We start from the raw sequence: 19,660 nt of genomic DNA, 5'->3' as shown, positions 1-19,660 counted from the left end.
TCAGTTTATCTCTTGGGCTAGTTGAAGGGCGCGGCGCAGCGCCATTAATTTATTGTCAACTTCCTGCAGTTCGCTCTCTGGGTTGGAGGCCGCCACAATGCCAGCACCAGCCTGGAAGTATAATTTATAGTCTTTGCTGAGGAAGGAACGGATCATGATGGCACTGTTGAAGTTCCCGTTGAAATCCAGGAAGCCGATACAGCCACCGTAGAAAGCACGGTTTGTTGTTTCATACCTGTCTATAAGTTGCATGGCCATGTGCTTTGGTGCTCCGGAAAGTGTGCCAGCCGGAAAAGTGCTTGCAACCATTTGTAGGGCATCTTCCTGGCTATGCAGCGTGCCTGATACTTTAGAAACCAGGTGTATAACGTGCGAGTAAAACTGGATCTCCCGGAAAGTCTCTACCTGTACGCTATGTCCGTTACGGCTCAGGTCGTTGCGGGCAAGATCCACCAGCATCACGTGCTCGGCATTTTCTTTAGGGTCAGCCAATAGTTTTTCGGCCAAAGCAGCATCGGCGGCATCATCTCCTGTTCTCCGGAAAGTGCCTGCTATTGGGAAAATACTTGCCTTTTGATCTTTGATAACTAATTGTGCCTCAGGCGAGGAACCAAAGATCTTAAAGCTGCCGTAATCAAAGTAAAACAAGTATGGAGACGGGTTGATGGAGCGCAAGGCACGGTATACGTTAAACTCATCCCCTTGAAAGCCCTGCGCAAACCGCCGCGAAAGCACTAACTGAAACACATCACCCCGGTAGCAATGTTGCTTAGCTTTAGCAATGTTCTCCAGAAAATCCTCCGCTGTAATGTTATGTTCCTCCTCACCGGCAGTTTTAAACGTATAGCTCGGAATGTTGCGGCTGTTCAGGAGGGCTTCGAGTTGCGCAATGCCATCGTCAGTGCCCTGATTGTAGCTGTGCGAAAAGATGTATGCCTCGTTCGTGAAGTGGTTGATGGCGATGATGTGACGGTAAACGGCATAGTATAAGTCCGGAATATCAGCCCGTCCCTCACGCATTGTCAGGTTAATATCCTCGTAATAGCGCACCGCATCGTAGCTCATGTAGCCGAACAGGCCATTGTGTATAAAGCCAAATTGGGCATCTTCCTCCACCTCAAAGCTTCTCGAGAACTCGCCCAGTAAACCCGGCACATCCGTTTCCGTGGTAATGCCTGTTTTGCGTATGCTGCCGTCCGGGAATACCTCCGTTAGCACCTCGTTCTCAGCTTTTATACTTGCCATTGGGTTGCAGCAGATGTATGAGAAGCTGTTCTCAGCCCCGTGGTAGTCAGAGCTTTCCAGCAGAATGCTGTTCGAAAATTTATCGCGGAGCTTCAGGTACACGCTCACCGGAGTCAGGGTATCGGCCAGTAGGCGCTTGTAGGTGGTGTGGAGTTTATACTTGCTCATAGTTTGGTAAGGTGTAGAAAATAAAAAAGGCCTGCTGTTCGGGGTGAACAGCAGGCCTTTAAACCTTTATCTTATTGCTAATATTATCGCTTCATAATGGATATAGCAGTGCTGTTCACGTTCATTTCTGTAACGTGCCACCACCATGCCATATGAAGATTCTGAGTCATTTTTCTTTCTGAATGCTATAAACGAAATCTGTTTTTCTCGCTTCCTGATACAAAAGTATACTGTAAAACGGCAAGTCCAAACTTTTGTTCTTAAATTTTTTTCAGTCTACCGGGATAAGTTTCGGTAAGGTTGCACTGTTTTCTTCCACTAAAAAACCTCCTGAGCCAACTCCACAAGTATTCTTTAGTAGTAGTTTATAAAATAAGACACAGTTTTCAAGCATATCCACTGCCAGTCTTTCGTTCACATTATGTACCAATTGTGCTTTTTCCCTGGTAACTACCTGCGGGGCGAACCTGAAAATATTTTCGGTTAAGTTGGCGTAGTGTCTCGAATCAGTTGCCCCCGGAAAGAGCGCTGGAGCCGCTACAACCTCTGGATATACTTCCAGAATTGTTTTTTCTAAAGCACCATAGAGCGCACTATTTGTTGGCGTAACAGCTGATGGGGGCGTATAGACACCATACCGCTCAATTCGCACCCTTTCATCTCCAATGGCAGAACGCACGTGCCCGAGCACTGTTTCTTCGTTCTCTCCATTTAAGATCCTGATATTAATTATGGCGGAGGCCTCTCTGGGCAACACGTTAAACTTATCTCCGGCGTTAATAATTGTAGGTGCCATTTTCGTTCTGATCAATGCATCTGTAGCCTGATCCCTGGACAAAGCTTTTAGCACTCTGCCTTTAAAAAGCCCATAGTGCTGCATGGCAAATTCATACTTGGCACCCAAGAGAGGGGCTAACTTTTCCAAGGTCTCCCGAGTGGTGGGTGTAAGGCGGGGTTCGAACGGCTGCTGCTGCAGTTTGTAAATAGCCTGGCTTAGTATACCTATCGGCGTTTCATCTGGCGGAACGGATGAATGCCCTCCAGGGCCAACCACGGTAAGTTTCAGGTTAATATTGCCTTTTGCGGCCGTTCCTATTAAAGCAATTGGCTGGTCTACGCCTGGTAAGATGTTTTCAGCTACAGCTAACCCTTCATCAAACACAGCTTCTAAGCTTATACCTTTGTTTGCCAGGTGCTTACTCATATCACCTGCCCCTTCATAGCCGCCAACTTCTTCGTCATGCCCAAAAGCTAGCAGTATAGTGCGGTCTGGCTTATAACCTTCCTCAAGCAAGCGCTCCACAGCTTCTAGCATGGCAACCACCCTATACTTATCGTCCATGGTGCCGCGCCCCCAAATATACCCTCCCTCTACAATACCCTCGAACGGTGGGTGTTCCCAAGCCTCTGCAGATGCCTGCTCCACAGGCACTACATCCATGTGGCCACTAAGTAGTATAGGTTTTAGCTGTGGGTTACTCCCCTTCCAGGTGTAAAGCAAGCTATGCCCGATGACCTCTCGCTGTAACTCATCGCTGACTCTTGGAAAGGATAGCTGCAGGCACCGATGAAGCTTTGCAAACTCACTGTAATTAGTTTTTTTTGGATCTACTGCGGAGATGGTTTTATAACGAATGGCCTTAGCCAGCTTTAATACAGTGCGTGCAGGCTTACCTACAGCTGTAGTGTCTGTTGCATATAGTTCGCCAGTAACCTGCAATACACAAAGTATAAAAATTAAAAATATCCGGCTCATAATAAGTCTTTTGGTCCCTCTACTGGAAAATTCAATGTGTAAACTTCTACTTTTTGGAAAATTATTCCTTATGCCATTATATTTGCAACAACATAACTAACTGTTACATTGGCACTTTAAGCCGTCTATTAGAAAATAACGTGATCGGGCTTAGTTGTTGCTTCGTATGTAGTATCAATAATTTATCTTAGCATACGTTTTGCTCCTGCAGTAAGCATAGGTTCTCTAATCTGAATCTGTGATTTTAGAGGTGCTATAAACAGAATAATTACGTCCTACTTAAATGATACGAAACCGCACAGAAATCCTTTACAGAGATACTTTCATTGCCTTAGAGTATAATGCAGTTGATAACTGGATTTACGTTAACTGGAAAGGCTATCAAAACTACGATACTGTGGTGGCTGGCTGCGAAAAAATACTTGAGCTAATGAAGGCTCAGGCTTGTTATCGTATTTTAAACGACAATACTCGGGTAGAAGGACAATGGTCTGCTGCCGCCAAATGGGGTGCTGATGTATGGTTTCCGGCTATGTTTGAAGCCGGTTTAAAATCATTTGCCTGGATTTACTCGCCGAGCACGCTAAGCCGCCTTTCTACAGACAAGACTCTTAAATTAGCTGATTTCCCGAAGCAAGTCAAGGTTTTTGATGATTTGGATTTAGCGCAAGATTGGCTACGACTACAAGTATAAACTTATTTCTCACCAACAAAAAAGGGAAGCTTGTAATGGCTTCCCTTTTTTGTTGGTGAGGCAAATTATAGGATGCCTTTTGTGCTGGGTATGGTGTTATCCAGTAGGTTTCGCTCTACCGCCATTCGTATGGAACGGGCAAAGCCTTTAAAAATCGCTTCAATTTTATGGTGTTCGTTATCGCCTTCTACTTTTATGTTAAGGTTGGCCTTTGCCGCATCCGAGAACGACTTGAAAAAGTGGAAGAACATTTCAGTGGGCATATCCCCTACTTTCTCGCGCTTAAACTCGGCGTTCCACACAGCCCACGGCCTACCGCTAAAATCGATGGCCACCTGCGCTAGCGTTTCGTCCATTGGTAACAGGGAAAATCCGTAGCGGCTAATGCCACGCTTATCTCCAAGCGCCTGCAAAAAGGCCTCACCCAGCGCTAACCCAGTATCTTCGATTGTATGGTGCTCGTCAATGTGCAGATCGCCTTTTACCTTGATGGTCAGGTCCAACTTGCCGTGTTTGGCAACCTGCTCCAGCATGTGGTCGAAGAAGCCGAGGCCAGTTTTTATATCCATTTTCCCGCTGCCGTCCAAATCCAGGTCAACCTGGATGTCGGTTTCGGAAGTGGCGCGGCGCACGCTGGCGCGTCTGCTTGGTTTCTGCTGCCTCAGGAAAGTATAAATCTCATCCCAGTTCTCTGTTGAAAGGGCAGCACCCGCTGCCGGCTGCTCCCCGATAAAGATTGCCTGCGCCCCCAGGTTTTCGGCCAGTTTCACGTCCGTCAGCCTGTCGCCGATCACAAAGCTGTTAGCCAAGTCATACTCGCCGGCCAGGTAGCGCTTCATCATACCTATACCCGGCTTTCTCGACTCCAGGCCTTCATGCTCGAAGCTGCGGTCAATCAAAATATCATCAAACTTGATCCCTTCGGTTTCCAGTATCTCGAGCATCTTGTTTTGATAGGGCCAGAACGTATCCTCCGGATAAGAATCGGTGCCGAGCCCATCCTGGTTGGTAACCATTACAAACTCATAATCCAGCTCGCGGTAGATTTTAGCCAGGTTGCTGATGGATTTAGGGATAAAGGCAAACTTATCGAAGGAGTCTACCTGGTAATCAGACTTAGGCTCAACCAGAATGGTGCCGTCACGGTCTATAAATAACGCTTTTTTCATTGGTAATTTTTGTATCGCGTAGCATGTATCCCGAGTCGTGGGGAGACTAATAAAAACTGCTCATAGTGACGCGGAATAGGTGCTACAGTCTAAAACTCTGCTATGGCTTTCAGTAATTCCTGGTTCTCTTCTAAGGTGCCTACCGATATGCGCAGGCAGCCTTCACAGCCCGGCAAAGACGCTCGATTCCGCACAACTATACCTTTACCCAGTAAGAAGTTATACAGTCCGTTAGGATCTTTTACTTTAACAAGTATAAAGTTGGCATCCGACGGGTAAACGTGCTCTACAGTGGCTAAAGCTGGCAAGGCATTAATCAGCAATTCGCGCTCCTGCACAATCTCTTCCACCATGTCCTTCAGCGCTTCTTCACGCTCTAAAGCCTGCAGCGCAAGTTCCTGGGTGGCCTCGTTTATGTTGTAAGGTGGCTTTATCTTATCCATCACACTGATGATCTCGGCAGAGGCAAAGGCCAGGCCCAGACGCAAACCGGCCATTCCCCAGGCCTTGGAAAAGGTCTGAAGTATAACCAGGTTCGGAAATTCCTGCAGGCGGTTGGTCCAGCTTTGATCCGACGCAAAATCAATATACGCCTCATCTACCACAACTAAGCCTTTAAAGGCACGCAGAATATCCTCTATACTTTCCGGCTCGATCAGGTTGCCAGTAGGGTTGTTAGGCGAGCAGATAAATATAATTTTAGTTTCGGGCTTGATGGCAAGCAGCACCTCCTCCACCGGAATCTGGTAATCGGCGGTAAGCTGGATGGCATCCAGCCGCACCTCGTTCAGGTTGGCCGATACTTCATACATGCCGTATGTTGGGGGCAAATGCAGCATACTATCCTGGCCCGGGCGGCACACCATCCGGAAAAGAAGGTCAATAGCTTCGTCGGAGCCGTTGCCTAGGAAAATCTGGTCTGGCTCTACGCCTTTAATTTCGGCAATGCGTTGCTTCAGCTCTTTCTGGTGCGGGTCTGGGTAGCGGTTATAATTTTCGCCTGCCAGGCTGCCAAGGTTATTCTCGTTGGCATCCAGAAACACGCTGGCTGTGCCTTTAAACTCGTCGCGGGCGGATGAGTAGGGCTTCATACGCAGCACGTTTGGGCGGATGATATCGTTCAGGTTAAACACGGTTCAGTTCTTTAAGACGAATACTTACGGCATTTTTGTGCGCCTCCAGCCCTTCGGCGGCGGCCATTGTTTCTATGGTTTTGCCAATCTGCTGCAGCCCATCGGGAGTGATGTACTGGAACGTAATCTTTTTCACGAAGCTATCCAGCGACACGCCACTGTAAGCGCGCGCATAGGCATTGGTAGGCAAAGTATGATTGGTGCCGGAGGCATAGTCGCCGGCAGACTCCGGGCTATAATGCCCCAGAAATACGGAACCGGCATTGGTAATGCCATCCATCAGCCCCTCAAAATCAGAAACAGAAAGTATAAGGTGCTCGGGCGCATAAAGGTTAGAGAACGCCAGCATCTCTTCCGTATCGCGCAGCACAATACCTAGGCTGTTCTGCAAAGCCTTCTGCGCAAACTCCATGCGTGGTAATACGAGTAGTTGCTCCTCCAGCGCTTGCTGCACCTGGGTCAGTACTTCTTTGGAGTTTGTTAATAGCACCACCTGGGAGTCTGCGCCATGCTCTGCCTGAGAAAGCAGGTCTGCAGCCACAAACGCCGGGTTAGCCGATTCATCTGCCATCACCAACACCTCCGAAGGCCCGGCAGGCAGATCTATGGCCACGCCTGCTTTGCTTACAAGCTGCTTTGCCACAGTAACATACTGGTTTCCGGGCCCGAAGATCTTGTAAACAGCAGGCACGCTTTCCGTACCGAAGGCCATTGCCGCAACAGCTTGTGCACCTCCGGCCTTTATAATGCGGTTTATACCTAGCAACGAGGCCGTGTAAAGTATGGCAGGGTGCACACTTCCATATTTAGCGGGTGGCGTGCACAGCACCAGCTCCTGGCACCCGGCAATGCGCGCGGGAACGCCCAGCATCAGCAAGGTAGAGAACAGTGGAGCTGTGCCACCGGGAATGTATAAGCCTACGCGCTCAATGGCAACGCTTTTGCGCCAGCACGTTACGCCAGCCATGGTCTCTACCTGCTTTACAGGCTCTGCCTGCTGCGTATGGAAAAGCTGAATGTTACTGTAGGCCTGAAGTATGGCCTCCTTTAACTCCTGGGGCACCAGTTGTTCTGCGGCTTTAAACTCGTCTGCAGACACAAACAGGCTATCCAGTTTCACGCCGTCATACTTTTTGGCAAGCTCCAGCAGTGCGGCATCGCCCTTCTCCTGCACAAGCCGGAACGTTTCCATAATGCCGGGCTCAAGTTCCTGCAGGTTCTTGGTGGGCCGCGTGGCAAGTTCTGCCCAGGTCTCGCGAGCAGGGTTAATTATCTTCCGCATAACAGTCTAGATAATCATCTTTTCGATTGGCACCACAAGTATACCTTGCGCACCGGCTTCCTTTATTTTCTCAATGATCTCCCAGAAATCGTCTTCGTTTACGACGGAGTGCAGCGAGCTCCAGCCTTCTTCGGCCAAAGGCAGAACCGTAGGCGCTTTTACGCTCGGCAACAGGTCGCTGATCTCTTCTATCTTATCGTTCGGTGAGTTAAGCAGGATGTATTTGGCTTTGCGGGCACGCTGCACGGCGTGGATGCGGAAAAGAAGCTTTTCCAAGATCTGCTGTTTTTCATCGGAGAGTTGCTCCGAGGCAATTAACGCTGCTTCAGACTTGAAAACGCGCTCTACTTCTTTCAGTCCGTTGCTGATCAGGGTGCTGCCCGAGCTCACGATATCGCAGATGGCCTCCGCCAAGCCTATGCTTGGGGCAATCTCTACGGAGCCGCTAATGGTGTGAATGTTGGCCTGCACACCCTGCTCATCCAAGTATGCCTGCAACAAGTTAGGGTATGATGTGGCAATGTTCTTACCGTTAAGGTCAGCAATGGAGTTATATTCTGCGCTTTTAGGCACAGCCAGGGATAGCCGGCATTTAGAGAAACCGAGCTTCTCCACGGTAAGCGACTGTTTCCCTTCCTCAACCAGCACGTTCTCCCCAACAATGCCTATATCGGCCACGCCGTCGGCTACATAGCCCGGAATATCGTCGTCGCGCAGAAACAGGATTTCCAGCGGGAAGTTAGTGCACTCGGTTTTAAGTTTAAGGGAACTGCTTATAAAGGAAATACCACATTCACGGATCAGGTTCAGCGAGTCGTCGCTCAGCCTGCCGGATTTCTGGATAGCTAATCGTAGCATGCTATGAGAGTATAGTAAGGTATGAAATTAACAATAATATGAGATGTTGCCTGAAAAAAAATCGGGCAAGTTTAAATTGGGCACACGCCCAGCGGGGGCAATATAGTAGTAGTTTTCCTCTTACGAGGAATGATGGAAGTGATGGAAATGTACATGCGCAACCCTGGCAACTGGCGCTGCCATATCAGAAAGGATGCTATATGAATAGTATGTGCTCATGTACTTGGGTACAAAGTAAAGCTGTTTTTGTTTATATAAAAAACAAACTTTAAAAAGTTTTCTCCTTCGCTGGCTGAAGCTGGTCTGCTAAAGCCTTATGTTATTCGGAGATAAGCCTAATCAGTCTTCTAAAAATAATTCTGCAAACGATCATGGTAAAAGGCTGCCTGCTTACAGCTCTGTTTAGTCAGAGGCCGCCGCAAAGCATAAGTAATTACCCTACTATACCGCCCTTTTTTCAAAAGGTTGTTGTCCAAACGCTAATGCCACAAGCCTACAAATGTTCATTATTAAAGTTAAAAAGAAAGCCGGTTTATGGAATTACCTATGAGCCAAGCAAATAGCCGCCGCTATTAAAACCATAGAATCAGGGTAAATTTTTATATGATTTTTTGTAAGGAAATTGTTTTAGCATGCGCTCACCAGAGCTGTACAATAATCGTTTAAATTATAAGTTCAAGGTAATGTGATATAATGAACTAAACCTTAACTATACTTATAAGTCGAAATGAAGGCAGTAAGCCAAAATATTTTAGATTTGTAACTTAAAGCCAGTGATGCACATAGGATTGGCATAATTTTTTCAGCATTGTAATCTGAAAGTTGGCATATTAAAAGCAAGCACATATTGATTATGAAAACCCCCTTGATAAGGTTTATTATACTTTTTTGCCTTGCCTTAGCAGGCAATCAGGTATTAGCGCAGGTACAATTACCGCAGGCTAGCCCAGCAGCTATGATTAAGCAAACCATTGGCCTTACTAATGTTACTGTAAACTACCATGCGCCAAGTGTTAAAGGCCGAAAGGTTTTTGGGGGTCTTGTGCCTATGAAAGAGCTTTGGCGGGCTGGAGCTAACGAGGCAACGCTTATCACTTTTGAAGATGAGCTTTTTCTGAATAATGAGCGTGTTCCGGCTGGTACTTATTCGTTCTTTATACTTCCTCAAAGCGATTCGCTGTGGCATGTAGTGCTTAACAAGGACACTACGCTTTGGGGTTTGGAAGGCTACAACGAATTAGACGATGTAGCCTATTTGGAGGTTAAACCCCATAAAACGGCCTTCACGGAAACCATGCGCTTTTACTTTTCTGATATATCTACGAATCAAGCCAAGCTCAACCTTGCCTGGGAAAACACGGAAATTACTTTGTCCATAGAGACTGAGCTGGAAAAAAAAGCTTTAGCCAACATCAACAAAGCTTTGAAGAACGCTGCTGCCGATGATTGGTACACGTGGGCACAGTGTGCAGAATACATGCTTCCACGCAAAGAACACCATCAAAAAGCACTGGAGTGGGTCAACAAATCCATTTCTATCAAAGAGAATTTTTATAACAATTGGATTAAGGCGAAGTTATACGCTTATAACAATGAGTTCCAGATTGCTGCGGCGCTGTCTCAAAAGGCCATGCAGTTAGGCAATACAGAGCCTGAAAGCTACAAAACCTATGCTAAGCAAATCGAAACTGCGCATAGCGAGTGGAAAAGAAGAAGATAGGTCCAGCAAAATCATAAAGCAAAGAGTGGTAGCACAATAGCCACCACTCTTTGCTTTAGAACTTGGCAACGAAGCGCAGGTTTAATCGTCGGCCTGTCAGGTAATTTGGCACGGCATACGTTACACCGTTCACATCGCTGATATAGTTGTAGGAAACGCGGTTATTGGCATCGATCAGGTTTAAAACTTCCAATCCTATCCAAAGGCTTTCCAGCCCTAGCTTTTTCCGTTGCACCACATCGCTCTCTACTACAATAACCTTGGAAAATCCGATATCTACGCGCTTATAGGAGCTGCCACTAAAGGCATTTCGGTATTGCGGCTGCTTCGGTGGGCCAAAAGGAAGTCCGCTGCCATACACCAGGTTCAAATACATGCGCACCGTGGGGTTGTCTGGCAGGTGGTCCTGAAAGAATACGCCAATATTCAGTAACTGATCGGTGGGCCTGCTGATGTAGCCCTGCTCCTTGCGACCGGTAAGCTCACCTTGCCCATTAAATGTAGAAACTGAATCGCCTTCCACATTTTCTTTTATGGTCAATACGCCCAAGCTCAACCAAGACTCTGCACCCGGAATAAACTCTCCGTTTACACGTACATCAAACCCTGCCGCGTATGCCTTAGCATTGTTTTTGGCATAGTAGCGTAAACGAATGTTATCCAGATCATAAGGAATTACATTGGTCATCCATTTATAATACGCCTCTGCAGTTAGCTTAAAGTTACGGCCCCATGCATCAAAAAGGTAATCGCTACCTACAATGGCATGTACAGATCGTTGCGCTTTTATCTCGGGATTCAGGTTGCCTTCAAAATCACGGAGCTCACGGTAAAAAGGGGGCTGATAATATATACCAAGTGCTGTTTTAAAAGATAAATTAGGGTTGTGGCGTGTGATGAACGAGTACTGGATCCTTGGGGAAATATTAAACTCTTGGTTATAGTCCCAGTAAGTTGCCCTGATACCATAGGTTATTGTTTTCAGCGAATCCAGCTCATAGGTATGCTGCGCAAAGCCACTGTATCGGAGTGTATTCAGGTCGAGGGAAGTATTCAGATAGTAATCAGCGGAAACGTAATCCGCTGAATCCGTGAAGCCGTATTCCTGGAGTGCGTCTTTAATATTTTCTGACCCCACCTTAGCTCCGAACTGCAGGTTGCTCCGCTGGTTGAGCTTGAGATCGTTACGTAGTTCGGCAGTTAACATGCGAGCCAACAAGGTATTACGGGCATGGTTAAACTCACTACCAACGCCTCGCTCCTGCTGGCATTCGCCAAAGTTATTGCCGTTCATGTCCACATCGCAAAGGCGATAGCCAGCCTCTACATCTCTGAACTCACGCTCACGGGAGTGCACCCCCGAAAGTATAAATTCTGAAGTATAGCTCGTGCTGAAATTGTGTGTCAGATTAATGCCAGCCTGGTATGTGGTGTAGGCCATCTGCTCCTGCCCATCAAAGCCAATCAATAGGCGCAAAGGTGTTTGCCTGGTGCCAAACGTAGTAACCTGCGATTCCGGTTCTACCTGAAAATCATTTTTCGCATAGCTTGCCAAAACACCAAGCCTGGTGCGGCCGGGGTTTAGCGAATCCTTAGAAAGATCGAGGCTTATATAGCCTTGCGCATCGGTGAAGATAGGGTTATACTTACCTTCGGTTTGCAGACCGTTGAGAATATACTGCCCGTTTTTGTGGCGGGCACCGAAAAGGTAAGATGCTTTCTTATTTTTGGAGGAAGACTCTACATGGATATTTCCGCCCGTTAATCCGCCGCTAACCGACGCAGCAAATGTTTTAGGTTGTTTGTACTGGATATTCAGCACAGAAGAAAGCTTATCGCCATATTTTGGTTGCCAGCCACCGGATGAAAACTGAATATCAGCGACCAAGTCAGGGTTTACGAAGGATAGCCCCTCCTGCTGCGCCGAAGAAATGAGAAATGGCCTATATATTTCGATGTTGTTCACGTAGACCAGGTTTTCATCGTAATTACCACCCCTAACCGAATAGGTGCTCGAAAGCTCGTTATTACTGGAAACGCCCGGCAAAGTAGCAAGCATCTTGTTAAAATCACCAAAAGCAGAGGGTAGCTGCCTCACATCCCGGGGATCCAGCTTGGTAACGCTGACCTGTTCGCGGCTGGCATCCTGGTTTTTCCCTCTTACATCAACCGTCTGGAGTTGCTGCGGGTCGGGCTGAAGTACGAAACCGATCTTGCGTTTTTCGTTTTGCTTAAACCGAAGCGATTGCTTTTGCGTTTTGTAGCCCAGGTAGCGTACGATTAGCACCACGTCCTGTTGCGCGGGCAAGGTAAAGGAAAACTCACCCAGCGCATTCGTTTGGGTAGCTATGGTAGAACCTTCCACGGCAATGGTAGCCATTTCTAATGGTTCATGCTGCTGGTTTCGGATAGTTCCTGTAAGTGATGCCTGCTGCGCTAAAGCGCCAACAGGCAAAAGTATACTAATCCATACCAGCAAATATCTCAGCATCAGAGTAAACCCGTAATTTATTTGGCAGATTTTAGGTTGGCAATAGTCTGTGTTGGGTTGGCAGATGAGAACACAAAGCTACCGGCCACCAGTGCATCAGCTCCCTTTTCGAGCAGCAGCGGCGCGTTTTGTAGGTTAACGCCTCCATCCACCTCAATAAGCGCCTGAGAGTTACGCTGGATAATAAGGTCTTTTATACCCTCAATTTTGCGATAGGTATTATCAATGAATTTCTGCCCCCCAAAGCCTGGGTTTACCGACATGATACATACCAAGTCTGCATCAGTGATAACATCCTCCAGCAGACGTGCCGATGTATGGGGGTTAACCGCAATGCCAGCCTTAGCTCCTGTTGCTTTGATTTGCTGTAAGGTGCGGTGCAAGTGTGTGCAGGCCTCAACATGCACCGAAATATAGTCAGCGCCAGCCTCCCGAAACTGCTCAATATACTTTTCAGGCTCCACGATCATCAGGTGCACATCCATCGGCTTTTTGGAAAAGCGTTTAACTGCCTCCATCACCGGAAAGCCAAAGGAAATGTTAGGCACAAAGCGCCCGTCCATAATATCGATGTGAAGCCAGTCGGCCTGGCTGTTATTAAGCATCTCTACTTCTGACTGTAGGTTTGCAAAGTCTGAAGCAAGTAGTGAAGGCGCAATGATCGGTCTCATACCTGTAAAGGTAACTTTTTTAACAATGAATTAAGGGCGATAACCTTATAACTTAACAAAACGCAAAGTATGGGTTCGGCTGCCGGAACGGATACGGCAAACATACAGGCCTTTCTGCAGGCGCTGAGGCTGCAACTCTAACACTTGTTTTGGCAGCGCGCTGGTTATACGCTGCTGAAACACTCGTTTACCTGTTATATCAATCAACTGAACATCAACAGATTGCTGATGCCACTCCTCCCCCAAGGTAAGTACAATAGGCCCGTGTTGTACAGGGTTCGTTATAAATGCTGAACCCTCATTTTTAACTACGGGAAGGGCTGTAACCAAGGTACTATAAGACGGGATGCCATAGCCAATGCTATTGTTTGGGTTAGCGCTATTACTGCCTATCTGACGCAACAATGCTATTATTTCAAGGTTGGTTTTGGATGGATTGGCCTGCCATAAGCTTGCTGCAAAGCCGGCCATAATAGGGCTGGAAAAGGAGGTACCGTTGCTTTGCGCCAAGTTGCCAGAAGCCTGTAACACATAGGTTTTGTAACCCATGGCCACCACATCGGGTTTTATCCTTCCATCAGCGGTTGGACCAAATGAGCTAAAGAAAGCTTTCGCGCCCAATGAATCCACAGCCCCAACAGTCAGCACAGAGTCAGCATCGGCAGGGGCGCTAATATAGCGCCAGGTATTATTTCCCTCGTTTCCGGCTGCCACTACTACCAGTATTCCTACTGCTGCAGCTAAGTCGGCTGCCTTCGTAACCAAACTGGTGTTCCCATCCATATCCGCGTAGGAGTAACTCGTGGATGGTGCATCGAACAAAGTATAACCCAACGAGGAGTTTATCACATCCGCTCCTACGCTGTCAGCATACTCAGCGGCGATTAACCAATTGATCTCTTCGATGTTATGTTCAGTGGCAGCATCCTCGGTACGTAGCAGGATATAGTTAGCATCATAGGCAGTGCCAATGATTTTTCCGGGTTCATAAGCCGCCATGGTTGACAATACAGCCGTTCCGTGCCAGTCTGCGCTAAAAACGTTCTCCTCTTTTTTTACAAAATCAAAGGTGCCTTTTAAGCGCTCACCTTGAAATAAATGTGAGAAAGCCGAGATGGTGTTAACTCCCGGAAAGCCTGCATCAAACACGGCAACCGTCATGCCTGTACCAGTATAACCTGCCGCATGCAACTCATCGGTTCCAAGCATGTCGGCCTGATGAAACGTAAGGCCGTAGTCTATACTTGCGGTACGGCTGTAATTAGGCACACTGCTGGCACGCTCGAGTTTGTGTTGGTTTTCGCGTAACTGGCTGGCTTCTGGTTGAGCCGATCGGTTTAAGGTTCGGGTACTTTTGATATAGGAGAGACCGGATAGTTGTTCCAGTTGCTCATCGGTGCATTGGACTACCGCAGCATTAAACCACCGTGACGTATACCACACTGTAATACCTGTCTGCTTTAGCCCGGCAACATAGGCAGGGTCTACAGGCAAGTCACGGGCGTTAAGCGGAATGTTTTGCCTTTGCCGCCGCGCGATTGATTTTGCTGACAAAAATTGCTCAGGATCAGAAAAGGAATAAGGAGATTTTTCCTTATCGGTGAAGTATACTAAGCGCTTCTGCCCCTCTGCTGCATTAGTTGTCTGCTGCGCTTTAAGCGGCAGTACCAACATACTCAGAAAAAGCAGAAGATGGTAGCGCATGGGTTATTCTTTGCCGTGTGTTAGCAGTGTTTCGTGACGTTCGTGGCCAAACAGCTTATAGCCTGTACCGAACTCACATTCACCATTAAAATCATTACAATAAATAACTTTATTGAACACCCTGTACACTAGACCTACTTCGGCTGCATAAACTTCTTTACGATCGTCCAGTATCAGAATACCATCACTGGGTGTGCCCTGTATTACGGTAACTGTGTTACCATAGGTGTTTTCACCTGCAGTATAAGCCTCACCAACATTTGTGTATGAAGACCGCTCTTTCTCATCTACGTTAATGAAACGGTCATTGAAAGCGTCGGCTGTCCAGGATTTGCCTTCTTTTACCGGAAAGACCATTTTCACATACTTGGTGTTGTTCTTGGTCAGTAGAAGGTTGGTTTTATTCTGTATGATAGTATAAACCGAATCATCAACCCATGGCGTGGATGCATCTACACGTATAGACCGGATAACCTTATAGTTAAGCGTGTTAGTTTGGTCGTAAAAGGTAGCGTCCACGCGCTCACGCATCTGGAAGCGCGTGGTATCTCCTTTATTGCTTTTAAAGCGAATGTCTGTTACATTATAGATTCGAAAATCACCTACTTCCAACGGAAAATAATCATAGCCCATCGCTTCTGGGTCAGGATCTTTATACTTGTCGTTGCAGGCACTTAAAAGGCCTGTAAGCAGCACTAAAAGTAACAGTACGTTTCTCATTATTGCAACACGTTCAGGGAAAACTCTGAGTTGTAGTTAGACTCAATCCAACCACCGCCTACTACATCGTCGCCTTCGTAGAAAACAGCAGCCTGGCCCGGCGCAATGGCATGCACCCCGCTCAAGAAATGAACCTTCATTTTATCACCTTCCTGCTCTATAATAGCCTCTGTGCCGCCATCGTTGTAGCGCACTTTGGTAACTGTGGGAATTGGCTGGCCAACCAGGTTCTCATACTTAGACATGTTTAGTTTACCCACCGTCATGGCATTTTTAGAAAGCTCCTCATAGTTGCCAAGCACTACGCGGTTGTTATCCTTCTCTATTCTGGTTACATAAGCCGGGAAACCCAGCGCTACGCCAAGTCCCTTACGCTGACCAATGGTATAAAACGGATACCCTTCGTGCTTGCCAACTACGGTGCCGTCTTCCAGCACAAACTCTCCGCCGGCCACACGCTCTTCCAGGCCCTCTACCCTGCGCTTCAGGAAGCCGCGGTAATCGTTGTCCGGGATAAAGCATATCTCGTAAGACTCCGGCTTGTTCACAAGTTCCGTAAAACCGCGCTCCAAGGCCATCTCACGAATCTCAGACTTATGAAGTTTGCCCAGCGGGAATATGGTGCGGCTCAGACTTTCCTGCGAAATTCCCCAAAGCGCATAGGACTGATCCTTGTTTTCGTCAAGACCTTTTGAGATAACGTAACGGCCGTTTTCCTGGCGCAGGTTAGCATAGTGGCCAGTCGCTATAAAGTCACAGCCTAATTGGTCGGCGCGGCGCAGCAAGGCATCCCACTTAATGTGGGTATTGCACAGCACGCACGGGTTTGGGGTGCGACCCGCCAGGTACTCATCTGTAAAGTGGTTGATCACAAAATCACCAAACTCATCACGGATATCAATGATATAATGCGGAAATCCAAGTTGAACGGCAATATTGCGGGCATCGTTGATGGAGTCAAGGGAGCAGCAACCAGTTTCTTTCTTGCTTGCACCGCTGGAGGCATAGTCCCAGGTTTTCATGGTCATCCCTACTACCTCATAGCCTTGCTCATGTAGCATTACGGCCGCCACCGAGCTATCGATGCCGCCACTCATGGCTACTAATACCCTTCCTTTTGTACTCATTTATATTAAAGGTATGTCTCTATTTAAAAATAATTTCTAGTTGATGCAAATATAGCAACAACAACAGAGTTATACAGATTAAGGTTCTAAATAATGGTGCAGTACCCGCCCGAGTCCTGATGCAAATGCACCTTGCTGCCTAAAAAAAGTAAAAAAATTTGGCTTTGGACGGAAAATCGCATTTACTTTGAACTACTGAAAATTGTATACAAATCGAATTAAAAACTTAAAGTATAAAACAACATGGCCTTACGTACCTCTGTGATAGTGAACGGCATAAACAACCTTAGCGACGCCCGCTACTGTGCCGGCATGGGTGTAGATATCGTTGGATTTAACCTAAAGTTGGATGATCCTGAGCGCGTGCAGCCTGAAACAATTAAAGAGATTGCTGGTTGGATTGCCGGTGTACAGATTGCCGGTGAGTTCCTGCGTGCCCGCCCTGACCTGATCAACGAACTGGCTGAGGAGTTTAACCTGGACTACATACAGCTGGATGTGCCTTACCTGATTGATGAAATTGAGGAAATAAATCGCCCGGTAATTCAAAAGGTGTTCATTAACAAGGACACCGTAGAGAGCGAGTTGATGGAAATGATGGAGCTTTACAGCCCGTATGTGCACTCGTTCATCATCTTCTCCGATGACTTCAGCTCTGTGGATGAAACGAACACGCGTTTCCTGGCCAGCCTAGCTGCCAACCACAAAATATACCTGGGCTTCGGCATAGATAAAGATAACATCACCCCTATCCTGAATAGTATAAAGCCAGCCGGTATAGGCCTGCAAGGCGGCCACGAAATTAAGCCTGGCCTGAAGGATTTTGATGAACTCGCTGAGATTTTTGAGGAAATAGAGGAAGCTTAATTTAGTTCTGAGTTAAGAATTCTGAGTTCTAAGTATAGAAAAAGCCCGCTAATTTAGGTTAGCGGGCTTTTTCTATACTTGGCCAGAACTTATACTTATACCGTGTACTGCAGGTATTTTATTGAAATGCCTTCTGACAGGTAGCGTTTCTCGTAGGTAGTATAAATACCCATGGTATGATCTTGCAGGTCTGAGTTGTAAAGGTCTGCAGTATGCAGCAAGCCTTTCACCTTGCGCTCCTGCAGCACTTCTAAAGTATAGTCGAACAGCGGGCCGTTATCGGTTTTAAGGTGGATGATTCCGCCTGGCTTAACGAGGCGCTCATAAATATCCAGGAAACGCGGTGATGTAAGGCGGCGCTTGATGTCGCGGTCACGCGGGCGTGGGTCAGGAAATGTGATCCAGATCTCGTCCAGCTCATTTTCAGCAAAGTTCTCTTCCAAATTCTCAATAAAGGAGCGCAGGAAAGCAACGTTATCCATTTCCTCCTCCTCTGCCATCGAGCTTCCCTTCCAGATGCGTGCGCCTTTAATGTCGGTGCCTATAAAATTTTTCTCCGGGAACAGGCGTGCCATACCCACGGTATACTCCCCACGGCCACAGCCCACTTCAAGCACCAAAGGATTCTGATTTTCGAAGTGCTCCTCGCGCCATTTTCCTTTCAGCTGGCCGTAGAGTGCGTCTCCAGGCTCTATCACATTCTCACGTTCTGCAATGGCGGCAAATTTTGCCAGTTTCGATCTTCCCATTATTTATAGTTCTTCTATTTCTGCAACCACAAAGGTACTACCTCCGATAAAAATAACCTCATCCGAGGCTGCATTTGCCTTCGCACCAAGTATAGCCGATGCCACAGAAGCATAAGCAGCGCCTGTCAAGCCTACTTCTTTGGCCTGCTTTACTAAATCCTCTACCGGCAACGCGCGCGGAATCTCGGCCTGGCAAAAATAGTAAGTATAGCTTTGAGGTAACAATCGCAGAATCTTACTGACGTCCTTGTCGTTCACGGCGCCAAAGACCATGTGCACCTGCTTGGGGTCTAGACTGGCTAAGCCTTGCAGTATTTGCTTAATACCGTCCTCGTTATGCCCTGTATCGCAAATAGTTAAAGGATTATGCGATAAAACCTGCCACCTGCCTTTTAAGCCAGTATTACGTTTAGTATTGGCAAGGCCACGCCGCATGGCATCTTCAGAAATAAAATATTCTTTTTGCTCCTGCAGCACCTGCACGGCTTGCAACACGCCCGGCAAATTATACTTTTGGTAAATGCCTGTTAGGTCAAGCTCCAGTTCAGACAAGTATAACTGGCCCTGCTTGTAGACATTGTAAACCTGCTTTTCAAGACTGCTTTCTGTAGGATCTAAGCTAAAATAATCTGGGGCAAAGTATAGATCAGAGCCGGTTTCCCTGGCTTTGGCAACAAATACCTCCTCTGCCTCGGGCTGGCGCATGCTAACTACTACCGGTACATTTGGCTTAATAATACCTGCTTTTTCTGCGGCAATTGCCCCGAGTGTATCACCTAGCATACTTTGGTGGTCAAAGCTGATATTGGTGATCAGGGATAATTCGGGTGTGATAATGTTCGTGGAATCCAGTCGGCCACCCAAGCCTACTTCTATCACGGCAACATCAACCTGCTCTTCGGCAAAATACTGAAAAGCGAGCGCCACCGTCATCTCGAAAAATGAAGGCTTTATACTTTCGAACAAACCTTGGTGCTGCTTCACGAAGTCCACAAGGTATGCCTGCGGCAACTCCTCCCCGTTTATCCGAACGCGCTCAGTGAAAGACTTTAAGTGGGGCGACGTATAAAGGCCGGTTTTGTAGCCAGCCTCCTGCAAAACAGCAGCCAGCATGTGAGAGCTGCTCCCCTTGCCGTTGGTGCCGGCCACATGTATACTTTTAAACTTGTGCTGCGGCTGGCCCAAGGCATCGCACAGGGCTATAATATTGTCCAGGCTCTTCTTAAAAGCAGCATTGCCGATGCGTTGGTACATCGGCAATTGCTGGTATAAGTAATCAAGACAGGCTTGATAAGTCATCAAATGT

The 19,660-nt window shown here is 47.3% G+C and carries 16 protein-coding genes; 3 read left to right on the top strand and 13 right to left on the bottom strand.

The features are described from left to right. Positions 1-1,413, bottom strand: a complete 1,413-nt coding sequence (locus tag D1627_RS05805; protein WP_119431298.1) for an anthranilate synthase component I family protein — start codon at positions 1,411-1,413, stop codon at positions 1-3. Between the two features lie 271 nt (positions 1,414-1,684). Further along, positions 1,685-3,169, bottom strand: coding sequence for a M20/M25/M40 family metallo-hydrolase (locus tag D1627_RS05800; RefSeq protein ID WP_119431297.1), 1,485 nt, complete (start codon positions 3,167-3,169; stop codon positions 1,685-1,687). Between the two features lie 283 nt (positions 3,170-3,452). Between D1627_RS05800 and D1627_RS05795 the strand changes: the two genes are divergently transcribed. After that, complete coding sequence (locus tag D1627_RS05795; protein WP_119431296.1) at positions 3,453-3,863, top strand: hypothetical protein; 411 nt, start codon at positions 3,453-3,455, stop codon at positions 3,861-3,863. A gap of 65 nt (positions 3,864-3,928) precedes the next feature. Here the strand turns inward: D1627_RS05795 and hisB are convergent, their stop codons facing one another. From hisB to hisG, 4 genes are all read right to left on the bottom strand, one after another. Continuing rightward, complete coding sequence (gene hisB / locus D1627_RS05790; RefSeq protein WP_119431295.1) at positions 3,929-5,032, bottom strand: bifunctional histidinol-phosphatase/imidazoleglycerol-phosphate dehydratase HisB; 1,104 nt, start codon at positions 5,030-5,032, stop codon at positions 3,929-3,931. Positions 5,033-5,121: 89 nt separating this feature from the next. Then, the gene (hisC, locus tag D1627_RS05785; protein WP_119431294.1) at positions 5,122-6,165 is read right to left on the bottom strand and encodes a histidinol-phosphate transaminase; all 1,044 of its coding nucleotides are present in this window, start codon (positions 6,163-6,165) and stop codon (positions 5,122-5,124) included. Then, the gene (hisD, locus tag D1627_RS05780) at positions 6,158-7,447 is read right to left on the bottom strand and encodes a histidinol dehydrogenase (protein ID WP_119431293.1); all 1,290 of its coding nucleotides are present in this window, start codon (positions 7,445-7,447) and stop codon (positions 6,158-6,160) included. Before hisD ends, hisC begins: the two co-directional genes overlap by 8 nt. A gap of 6 nt (positions 7,448-7,453) precedes the next feature. Next, complete coding sequence (gene hisG / locus D1627_RS05775; RefSeq protein WP_119431292.1) at positions 7,454-8,305, bottom strand: ATP phosphoribosyltransferase; 852 nt, start codon at positions 8,303-8,305, stop codon at positions 7,454-7,456. 955 nt (positions 8,306-9,260) lie between these two features. On the opposite strand from hisG, the gene D1627_RS05770 reads away from it, so the two are divergent. Continuing rightward, entirely contained in the window at positions 9,261-10,025 is a 765-nt protein-coding gene (locus tag D1627_RS05770) for a DUF2911 domain-containing protein (protein WP_233555526.1), read from the top strand. Between the two features lie 55 nt (positions 10,026-10,080). Here the strand turns inward: D1627_RS05770 and D1627_RS05765 are convergent, their stop codons facing one another. Genes D1627_RS05765 through mnmA form a run of 5 tightly spaced genes read right to left on the bottom strand, consistent with a single transcriptional unit; the run spans position 10,081 to position 16,738 of the window. Further along, on the bottom strand, positions 10,081-12,516 hold the full coding sequence (locus D1627_RS05765; protein WP_233555525.1) for a TonB-dependent receptor: 2,436 nt from the start codon (positions 12,514-12,516) through the stop codon (positions 10,081-10,083). 17 nt (positions 12,517-12,533) lie between these two features. Continuing rightward, positions 12,534-13,187 carry a ribulose-phosphate 3-epimerase gene (gene rpe, locus D1627_RS05760; protein WP_119431290.1) on the bottom strand — a complete coding sequence of 218 codons (654 nt, stop codon included), beginning with the start codon at positions 13,185-13,187 and terminating at the stop codon, positions 12,534-12,536. Between the two features lie 45 nt (positions 13,188-13,232). Next, entirely contained in the window at positions 13,233-14,891 is a 1,659-nt protein-coding gene (locus tag D1627_RS05755) for a S8 family serine peptidase (protein WP_119431289.1), read from the bottom strand. Between the two features lie 3 nt (positions 14,892-14,894). Further along, positions 14,895-15,611 carry a hypothetical protein gene (locus tag D1627_RS05750; protein ID WP_119431288.1) on the bottom strand — a complete coding sequence of 239 codons (717 nt, stop codon included), beginning with the start codon at positions 15,609-15,611 and terminating at the stop codon, positions 14,895-14,897. Next, a complete protein-coding gene (gene mnmA, locus D1627_RS05745; protein ID WP_119431287.1) occupies positions 15,611-16,738 on the bottom strand; it encodes a tRNA 2-thiouridine(34) synthase MnmA in 1,128 nt (375 codons plus the stop codon). Before mnmA ends, D1627_RS05750 begins: the two co-directional genes overlap by 1 nt. Before the next feature lie 243 nt (positions 16,739-16,981). On the opposite strand from mnmA, the gene trpF reads away from it, so the two are divergent. Then, positions 16,982-17,605 (top strand): phosphoribosylanthranilate isomerase, encoded by a 624-nt coding sequence (gene trpF, locus D1627_RS05740; RefSeq protein ID WP_119431286.1) that lies wholly within the window; start codon positions 16,982-16,984, stop codon positions 17,603-17,605. Between the two features lie 95 nt (positions 17,606-17,700). Here trpF and trmB read toward each other — a convergent pair whose 3' ends face one another. Beyond that, positions 17,701-18,354 carry a tRNA (guanosine(46)-N7)-methyltransferase TrmB gene (gene trmB / locus D1627_RS05735; protein WP_119431285.1) on the bottom strand — a complete coding sequence of 218 codons (654 nt, stop codon included), beginning with the start codon at positions 18,352-18,354 and terminating at the stop codon, positions 17,701-17,703. Between the two features lie 3 nt (positions 18,355-18,357). Next, positions 18,358-19,653 carry a bifunctional folylpolyglutamate synthase/dihydrofolate synthase gene (locus tag D1627_RS05730; protein ID WP_119431284.1) on the bottom strand — a complete coding sequence of 432 codons (1,296 nt, stop codon included), beginning with the start codon at positions 19,651-19,653 and terminating at the stop codon, positions 18,358-18,360. Between the last annotated feature and the right edge of the window lie 7 nt (positions 19,654-19,660).

It is taken from the genome of Pontibacter oryzae (assembly GCF_003576375.1).
GTDB classification, from domain to species: Bacteria; Bacteroidota; Bacteroidia; order Cytophagales; family Hymenobacteraceae; genus Pontibacter; species Pontibacter oryzae.
This window is presented reverse-complemented; position numbering and strand designations above follow the sequence as displayed.

Coding starts and splice junctions, on each gene's coding strand:
- D1627_RS05805 (WP_119431298.1), bottom strand. CDS start 1,413: ATGAGCAAGTATAAACTCCACACCACCTACAAGCGCCTACTGGCCGAT.
- D1627_RS05765 (WP_233555525.1), bottom strand. CDS start 12,516: ATGCTGAGATATTTGCTGGTATGGATTAGTATACTTTTGCCTGTTGGC.
- D1627_RS05755 (WP_119431289.1), bottom strand. CDS start 14,891: ATGCGCTACCATCTTCTGCTTTTTCTGAGTATGTTGGTACTGCCGCTT.
- mnmA (WP_119431287.1), bottom strand. CDS start 16,738: ATGAGTACAAAAGGAAGGGTATTAGTAGCCATGAGTGGCGGCATCGAT.
- D1627_RS05795 (WP_119431296.1), top strand. CDS start 3,453: ATGATACGAAACCGCACAGAAATCCTTTACAGAGATACTTTCATTGCC.
- hisD (WP_119431293.1), bottom strand. CDS start 7,447: ATGCGGAAGATAATTAACCCTGCTCGCGAGACCTGGGCAGAACTTGCC.
- hisG (WP_119431292.1), bottom strand. CDS start 8,305: ATGCTACGATTAGCTATCCAGAAATCCGGCAGGCTGAGCGACGACTCG.
- D1627_RS05730 (WP_119431284.1), bottom strand. CDS start 19,653: ATGACTTATCAAGCCTGTCTTGATTACTTATACCAGCAATTGCCGATG.
- rpe (WP_119431290.1), bottom strand. CDS start 13,187: ATGAGACCGATCATTGCGCCTTCACTACTTGCTTCAGACTTTGCAAAC.
- D1627_RS05770 (WP_233555526.1), top strand. CDS start 9,261: ATGATTAAGCAAACCATTGGCCTTACTAATGTTACTGTAAACTACCAT.
- D1627_RS05800 (WP_119431297.1), bottom strand. CDS start 3,169: ATGAGCCGGATATTTTTAATTTTTATACTTTGTGTATTGCAGGTTACT.
- hisB (WP_119431295.1), bottom strand. CDS start 5,032: ATGAAAAAAGCGTTATTTATAGACCGTGACGGCACCATTCTGGTTGAG.
- trmB (WP_119431285.1), bottom strand. CDS start 18,354: ATGGGAAGATCGAAACTGGCAAAATTTGCCGCCATTGCAGAACGTGAG.
- trpF (WP_119431286.1), top strand. CDS start 16,982: ATGGCCTTACGTACCTCTGTGATAGTGAACGGCATAAACAACCTTAGC.
- D1627_RS05750 (WP_119431288.1), bottom strand. CDS start 15,611: ATGAGAAACGTACTGTTACTTTTAGTGCTGCTTACAGGCCTTTTAAGT.